This is a genomic window from Lysinibacillus sp. RC46 (assembly GCF_041262385.1).
Taxonomy (GTDB): domain Bacteria; phylum Bacillota; class Bacilli; order Bacillales_A; family Planococcaceae; genus Lysinibacillus.
Genome location: NZ_JBGCCF010000062.1, coordinates 1 through 7,785 on the forward strand (window position 1 = coordinate 1; position 7,785 = coordinate 7,785).

A 7,785-nucleotide genomic window follows, 5' to 3' on the forward strand; every position below is an offset into this window, starting at 1 on the left:
CAGCGATGTTCGCTACTTTATCAGCGATGTTCGCTACTTTATCAGCGATGTTCGCTACTTTATCAGCGATGTTCGCTACTTTATCAGCGATGTTCACCATGCCTAGCACGCTCAACATCGCTTTGCTCCTTGAGCGTGCTAGCAGATTTTAGTTTTCGGTAACAACTCCGTTATATAATCCTGGTCTGCGGTCGTCATAAACAGGAATTCGGCCTCGTACTTCGTCGACAATTGAAAAGTCCACGTCGATGACAGCTACTTCTTCGTCCTCTGCACCAACCCACAGCACTTCGCCCCATGGTTGAATAATCATTGATTGACCATTGAAGTTTTCTACCTTTCTAGAAATGCGATTAACAGCGATCACAAAGCATTGATTTTCAATGGCACGTGCTTGCAACAATGTTTTCCAATGATCGATACGCGGTGTCGGCCATTGCGCCGGTACGAACAAGACCTTTGCACCTTCTAAGGCGTGAGCACGTAGCCATTCTGGGAAGCGAATATCGTAGCAAATCACGCCTGCAGCCTCGATTTCTCCAAGTGCATAGCGATTCATCTCATCCCCAGCTTCTAAATATAAATGCTCGTCCATCAAACGGAAAAGATGTGCCTTGTTATATTCACCTACTAACTCACCATTTTTATCAAACGTATACATCGTGTTGTAAAATTTATCGCCCTTCTTCGTTGAAACAGAGCCACCAACAATATGTACGCCAAGCTCTTTCGCTAGGTTTGATAAAAATGCTTTCGAACGATCTCCATCCACATCTGCAAGCTCTGATAATTTTTCAAGAGCATAGCCTGAATTCCACATTTCTGGTAGTACAATAATTTCTGCACCTTTTTTTGCCGCTTCACGAATCTTGTCCTCAGCGCGAGCAAAATTTTCTTCTACTTTGCCAAAACCTACGTTTAATTGGATACAACCAATTTTCATTGCTATTCCTCCTCTAGACAGTACTGTTCTGTATTTATACTACAATAAATCAACCTTACTTCCATGGTTTAAGCTCAAATATTTAGATTAATATTTCACCACTCAATACTTGAACAGCCGAACCCGCAATTGCCACATCTTTTATTTTTGGTGTAACGTACAATAATCCACCACGTTTTGAAAGCTGTTTGCTAACGATACTTTCTTTTGATAATTTTTCACACCAGTAAGGTCCTAGCGCACCATGAGTGGAACCATTTACATGATCCTCATCAATGCCTTGTGCTGGAGAAAAGAATCTTGAGACAATATCAATCCCCTCATCTTTAGAACGGCTTGTAATACAAACACCACGTACCGGGAACTGTTTCATCGCACGAAAATCAGCTTTAAAGTCTGCAATATACTCTTCGTGACTTAGCTCCACTATATAATCCAATTCTGTTTTCCCTACATATGTTGGTTTCACACCAAGCCATTCCTCAAGCTCCAAAGGACATTCAATCTCTTCTAACTGGTACTTCTTAATTGTTATTTCAACTAGTTCATTCAACCAATTTGCTTGTAAAGGACCGCTTACAGTCTGGAATGTAAGCGAAGAATTGACGGGTACAATTCCTTGTTTCCAAAGTAAAAAAGCGCTAGCGATTGTTCCATGTCCACAAATCGGTATTTCCTTTGCTGGCGTAAACCATCTAAGAAAAAAATCATGATCCTTCTTTTGGACAAAAGCTGTTGTTGGTACGGGTATCTCCTGAGCAATTTTCTGCATGGTCGACTCAGGTATTGGTGAATCAAGTAAACAGACTGCTGCGGGATTTCCCTTATAAAGTTCTGTAGTAAAAGCATTGACGATAAAATACGAGACTTTATTCAATTTTCCTCACCTCATATACTATTGGGCTCTAGACAATTACTAAAAAAAGTAATATTATGTGCATCATATCTTTAATAATTATTATATTCTGAAAAAGGTGGACATGCATGGAATTCTCAAAAAAACTACAGCTACTTCCAACTCAATTTTTTGCAGCACTTGTGCAAAAAGTAAACGCTGCTCTTGCTGAAGGGCGTGATGTTATTAATCTTGGTCAAGGTAATCCAGATCAACCCACTCCTCCACATATTATTAAAGCATTGCAGGAGGCGGCAGAAAATCCTCAAAATCATAAATACTCTCCATTTCATGGCATAGCAGAATTACGCCAAGCAGCTGCAAGTTTCTACAAACGCGAATACAATGTTGACATTGATCCTGACACAGAAGTAGCTATTCTCGGTGGTACGAAAATTGGTCTTGTTGAGTTACCGTTAGCCGTTTTAAACCCTGGTGATACTATGCTATTACCCGATCCTGGATATCCAGATTACTTATCAGGTGTCGTATTAGGCGATGTTAATTTTGAAGTTATGCCTCTTTTTGCAGAAAATAATTTTCTGCCTGATTATAATGCTTTATCCGATGCAGTAAAAGAAAAGGCGAAGATGCTTTACTTGAATTACCCGAATAACCCAACTGGCGGTACTGCAACACTTGAATTTTTCGAGGAAACAGTACGCTTTGCAAAAGAGCACAATATTATCGTAGCACATGATTTTGCCTACGGGGCGATTGGATTTGACGGCAATAAACCTATCAGCTTCCTGCAAGCTGACGGTGCAAAAGATGTCGGTATCGAAATGTATACATTATCCAAAACGTATAATATGGCAGGCTGGCGCATTGGTTTTGCAGTTGGTAACCCTGATATTGTTGCAGCCATTAACCTTATTCAAGATCATCTATTTTGTAGTCAATTCCCTGCCGTGCAACAAGCCGCGGCAGTTGCACTTACTGCTTCCCAGAGTTGCGTGGATAAGCTAAGTGCGACTTATGAGCGTCGACGAAACGTACTGATCGAAGAAGCTCAGCGAATTGGTTGGCAAGTAACAGCACCGAGAGGCTCTTTCTTTGCATGGCTCCCTGTTCCATTAGGTTTTACGAGTGAACAATTTGCCGATTTATTGCTCGACAAAGCTGATATCGCAGTAGCTGCAGGCAATGGCTTCGGTCAATATGGTGAAGGCTATGTGCGGGTTGGCTTACTTGTTAGCGAAGACCGCTTACGTGAAGCGATCAGTAGAATTGAAAAATTAAACTTATTTAACTCATGAAGTAGACTCTACCCGAAAAACTGTTCCATTAGCTCAAACTTGCTATGGGAACAGTTTTGTCTCTTTCTTGCGGATTCTTTCGCAACTAAATATTATAACAAAATAAAAAATTTTAAAAATTCAATTGACTTACTATATCCTATAATTTATATTAGTTCTATCGGATTTACAAAAAAATATTATAAATCTCTTATCAAGAGTAGCTGAGGGACTGGCCCTATGAAGCTCGGCAACCTCCTTTTTTAAGGAAGGTGCTAAATCCTGCAAACGATCATCGTTTGAAAGATAAGAGAGGACACTTTTTTATGAGCCTCTCTTAATTTTTTTAAGAGAGTTTTTTTTATTTTCAAAAACCGATAAAAAAACTTTGGAGGTATGTTTCATGAAAAAGAAAAATAAAATTTTATTAGGTTTAGCAAGTCTCACATTAGTAGCAGCATTAGTAGGCTGTGGTACTAAAGAAAATAGTAAGGATAGTCAAAGTAAGGCTATTAATGAAAATAAGATTGTAGTAGGTGTAACTTCTGGTCCACACGAACAAATTGCTGAGGTTGTAGCAAAAGTTGCCAAAGAAAATGGCTTAGAGGTAGAAGTAAAATCTTTCTCTGATTATGTTTTACCAAATACATCGTTAGCAGAGGGCGATCTTGATGTAAACAGTTATCAACACAAGCCATTCCTCGAGACATTTAACAAAGATCACAATACAGATTTAGTGCCAGTTGGAAAAACAATTTTAAATCCTCTAGGCATATACTCTGAGAAATATAAATCATTTGATGACGTTCCTGATGGTGCAACGTTCGGATTACCAAATGATCCAACAAACGGGGCTCGTGCTCTATTTGTCCTTCAAGAGGCGGGCTATATTAAATTAAAAGACGGTGCAGACTTAACAGCATCTATTCGCGATGTGGAAGAAAACAAAAAGAATTTGAAATTCATTGAATTAGAGGCTGCACAAATTCCAAAACAGCTTAGTGAAGTAGATGTAGCAGCTATTAATACAAACTTCGCTCTTGATGCTGGCATTAATCCTAAAAAAGACTCCATTCTTTTAGAATCTACGGACTCTCCATATGTGAATTACATTGTAGTACGTGCCGAAAACAAAGATGACCCAACGATCAAAAAATTTGTTGAAGCTTATCAATCTGATGAGGTACGCAATTTTATTGAAAAAGAATTCCAAGGCTCTGTAATTCCAAGCTGGTAAGTGACGATTAAGGACCATTCATAAAATCAAGAATCTGCGGGACTCCTACAGGAAAGCTAGCAGATTCTTGATTTATAGAAGGACTAAGAAAGGAGATATCACCGTATGATTCAACTAGAAAATATAACAAAAGAATTTAAAACTAAAAATGGTATCGTCAAAGCAGTAGATGGTATTAACTTGCATGTCAAAAAAGGTGAAATTCATGGGGTTATTGGCTACAGTGGTGCAGGAAAAAGTACTCTTATTCGCTGTGTCAATTTATTAGAACGTCCAACAACAGGAAAGGTATTAATCGATCATGTAGATATTACTTCCCTTTCTCTAAACGACCTTCGCAAAACTCGTCAAAAAATCGGGATGATATTCCAGCATTTTAACCTTTTAAAAACAGCGACTGTTTACAACAATATCTCGGTACCATTAAAGCTTCTAGGCTATAACGACTCCGAAGTGAAAAAACGCGTTGCAAAATATGCAGAAATTGTTGGCCTAACAGAGAAATTAGATAGCTATCCTAGCCAGCTTTCAGGTGGTCAAAAGCAACGTGTCGCTATTGCACGTGCCCTTGCCCAAGAGCCTGAGATTTTGCTCAGTGATGAAGCGACAAGTGCACTCGACCCCGAAACAACTGACGCCATTCTTGAGCTTCTCTTGAAAATTAATCGCGAGCTAGGCATCACTATTTTACTCATTACACATGAAATGAATGTTATTCAAAAAATTTGCGACGATGTATCTGTTCTTGAATCAGGGGCGGTTGTGGAATACGGCTCTGCTATAGACCTATTTTCAAAGCCTCAGCATCCAACGACACGAAAGTTTTTAAATACCATTTCTCAACGTAATTTATCCCCTTCCCTTATCGAGCAATTAAATGTTTCAGGAAGTGTTATTCGTTTAACATTCCTTGGTGAAAGTACAGGGAAACCATTACTAGCAGAAGTGAGTAAAGTTTATGATGTTCAACCGAATATTTTAACCGCCAATATCATTGAATTAAAAAACGGCATTGTCGGTAATATTGTCGTGCATCTACACGGTGAAGCACATATCGTAGAAAAAGCACTTAAGTATTTTACAGAAAACGGAGTAAGCGTTGAGGAATTAGGAGGCGAATTAAATGAATAGCATTCAAAGCTTCTTTGCAGATTGGTCAGATGTTATTGGGAAATCCATTATCGAAACCTTCCAAATGGTCGGGATTTCATTATTTTTCTCTATTTTAATAGGGATCCCATTAGGGCTTTTAATTGTTTTAACTCGCCCAGGACAATCGTTTGAAAATAAATTTCTCTATCAATTTTTCAATTTATTTATTAATATTATCCGCTCTGTACCGTTCATTATTTTACTATTCTTCATTTTACCGTTTACGAAGCTAATCGTCGGCACAACTATTGGTGTAAAAGGTGTTATTGTACCGCTTGTTGTTTATACAACGCCTTATATTGCGCGACTTATGGAAACTGCACTTTTAGAAGTTGATCCGGGTGTTGTGGAAGCTTATACAGCAATGGGTATTAAACGTCGTCATATTATTTGGAATGTCTTATTACGAGAGGCGCGCCCATCCATTATTTTAGGTTTAACGATTGCCACAATCGGTCTTATAGGAGCAACAGCAATGGCAGGAATGGTTGGTGCTGGTGGTCTAGGTGATCTCGCATACCGTTACGGTCATTTACGCTATGAGGTCGATGTAATGTATGCGACAGTGTTTATCTTAATCATTCTTGTTCAGATTATTCAATCAATAGGTAACCGCTTTGCTGCGAAGTTAAAAAAAGATTAGTAGGAGGATTATGATGACAAAGACAACACATAGCGATCTACTATTAAAAAATATTAATGCACAAGCCCCCTTTCCTATTTGCTTTGCAGATTTAGAAAAGGCAGTTGCAGAAAAAATGGAAGCTGGTCCGTTTGGTTACATCCGTTCAGGCGCTGGCGGTGAGCAAACATTAAGGAATAACCGTACAGCCTTTGAAAAATACTCTATTATTCCACGCTTTTTACAGGATGTTTCAAGTATTGATACATCAATTGAACTGTTCGGAAAAGTACACCCAACTCCGTTCTTATTTGCTCCTGTTGGCATGAACAGAATGGCGCATGACGAAGGAGAGCTAGCCGTAGCACGTGCAGCTGATCAATTAAAAATCCCTTATATTCAAAGCACAGTTTCAAGCTACGCACTCGAGGATGTGGCACAAACAGCTCCCACTGCTACTAAATGGTTTCAATTATATTGGTCAACAAATGAGGAAATTGCCTATAGTATGGCCGCTCGAGCCGAGGCTGCCGGTTTTGAGGCTATCGTTTTAACTGTAGATACAGTCATGCTTGGCTGGCGTGAAGAAGATGTTCGCAATCAATTTTCACCATTAAAGCTTGGGTATGCACGAGGAAACTATATGAATGACCCTATTTTTACTGCTTCCTTACCAGATGATTCATTTGAGTCATATGTACAAGGCGTGTTGCAAAATATATTCCATCCAACATTAAATTGGGACAATGTACGTGAATTAAAGCGCCGTTCGAATCTCCCTATTTTGTTAAAGGGAATCTTACATCCTGAAGACGCAAAACTAGCTATAGAAAACGGCATTGACGGAATTATCGTATCCAACCATGGTGGCCGCCAATTGGATGGCGTAATTGGTTCACTTGATGCACTTCCTGGCATTGTGAAAGCTGTAAATGGGCAAATTCCTGTTATTTTAGATAGCGGTGTATATCGTGGTATGGATGCTCTTAAAGCACTCGCTTTAGGAGCAGATGCAGTTGCCATCGGTCGCCCCTTCGTCTACGGACTTGCATTAGCAGGACAGCAAGGAGTCGAAAAAGTAATGACGAATTTATATGATGAATTAAAAGTTTCAATCGCATTAGCGGGGGCAACATCTATAAAAGGACTTCGCGATATCACATTGGTGAAAAAAGATGGAGTCAATAGTAAATGAATTAATACTGATGAACGCTAAAAGCAGCGTAAGAGTCGTTCACTCAAAATAAAGCGGTCCTGCATTTCGAGGTGGCGATCCGTCGCTTCGAGTGTTTTATCCGGCATTTCGGGGCGGCTTTCCGTCGCTTTGACGTTTCTATCCGTCTCTTCCGGGGGTTCTTTCCGTCACTTTGTCGTTTCTATCCGTCTCTTCGAGGGTTCTTTCCGTCACTTTGGCTCTTCTTTCCATCACTCTGTCGGGGCTATCCATGATTTTGGCTGTTCTATCCACGACTTTGGCGGGGCTATCCACGATTTTGGCTGTTCTATCCACGACTTTGACGGTTCTTTCCGTCGCTCTGTCTTCTATCCGTCTCTTCGCGGTGGCTTTCCGTCGCTTTGTCTTGTATCCGTCTCTTCGCGGTGGCTTTCCGTCACTTTGGCTCTTCTTTCCATCACTCTGTCGGGGCTATCCATGATTTTGGCTGTTCTATCCACGACTTTGGCGGGGCTATCCACGAT

General features: G+C 39.9%; 8 protein-coding genes and 1 riboswitch. Of the genes, 6 read left to right on the forward strand and 2 right to left on the reverse strand.

Annotated features, from left to right (window positions below; genetic code table 11):
* Positions 1 to 148: 148 nt before the first annotated feature.
* Positions 149 to 943, reverse strand: coding sequence for a carbon-nitrogen family hydrolase (locus ABH966_RS26635; RefSeq protein WP_370083699.1), 795 nt, complete (start codon positions 941 to 943; stop codon positions 149 to 151).
* 82 nt (positions 944 to 1,025) lie between these two features.
* Positions 1,026 to 1,820: a PhzF family phenazine biosynthesis protein gene (locus ABH966_RS26640; RefSeq protein ID WP_370083701.1), complete on the reverse strand. Its 795-nt coding sequence runs from the start codon at positions 1,818 to 1,820 to the stop codon at positions 1,026 to 1,028.
* 107 nt (positions 1,821 to 1,927) lie between these two features.
* On the opposite strand from ABH966_RS26640, the gene ABH966_RS26645 reads away from it, so the two are divergent.
* The 6 genes from ABH966_RS26645 to ABH966_RS26670 all read left to right on the forward strand — a co-directional run.
* Positions 1,928 to 3,097, forward strand: coding sequence for a pyridoxal phosphate-dependent aminotransferase (locus ABH966_RS26645; protein WP_370083703.1), 1,170 nt, complete (start codon positions 1,928 to 1,930; stop codon positions 3,095 to 3,097).
* A 187-nt stretch (positions 3,098 to 3,284) separates the two neighbouring features.
* Positions 3,285 to 3,389: riboswitch (SAM riboswitch) on the forward strand.
* Positions 3,390 to 3,479: 90 nt separating this feature from the next.
* Positions 3,480 to 4,313, forward strand: coding sequence for a MetQ/NlpA family ABC transporter substrate-binding protein (locus ABH966_RS26650; RefSeq protein WP_370083705.1), 834 nt, complete (start codon positions 3,480 to 3,482; stop codon positions 4,311 to 4,313).
* A 105-nt stretch (positions 4,314 to 4,418) separates the two neighbouring features.
* The gene (locus tag ABH966_RS26655; RefSeq protein ID WP_370083707.1) at positions 4,419 to 5,444 is read left to right on the forward strand and encodes a methionine ABC transporter ATP-binding protein; all 1,026 of its coding nucleotides are present in this window, start codon (positions 4,419 to 4,421) and stop codon (positions 5,442 to 5,444) included.
* The gene (locus ABH966_RS26660; RefSeq protein ID WP_370083709.1) at positions 5,437 to 6,108 is read left to right on the forward strand and encodes a methionine ABC transporter permease; all 672 of its coding nucleotides are present in this window, start codon (positions 5,437 to 5,439) and stop codon (positions 6,106 to 6,108) included. Before ABH966_RS26655 ends, ABH966_RS26660 begins: the two co-directional genes overlap by 8 nt.
* A 13-nt stretch (positions 6,109 to 6,121) precedes the next feature.
* Positions 6,122 to 7,282, forward strand: a complete 1,161-nt coding sequence (locus ABH966_RS26665; RefSeq protein ID WP_370083711.1) for an alpha-hydroxy acid oxidase — start codon at positions 6,122 to 6,124, stop codon at positions 7,280 to 7,282.
* A gap of 129 nt (positions 7,283 to 7,411) precedes the next feature.
* The coding region (locus ABH966_RS26670) for a hypothetical protein (protein ID WP_370083713.1) at positions 7,412 to 7,785 on the forward strand (374 nt) is incomplete at its 3' end.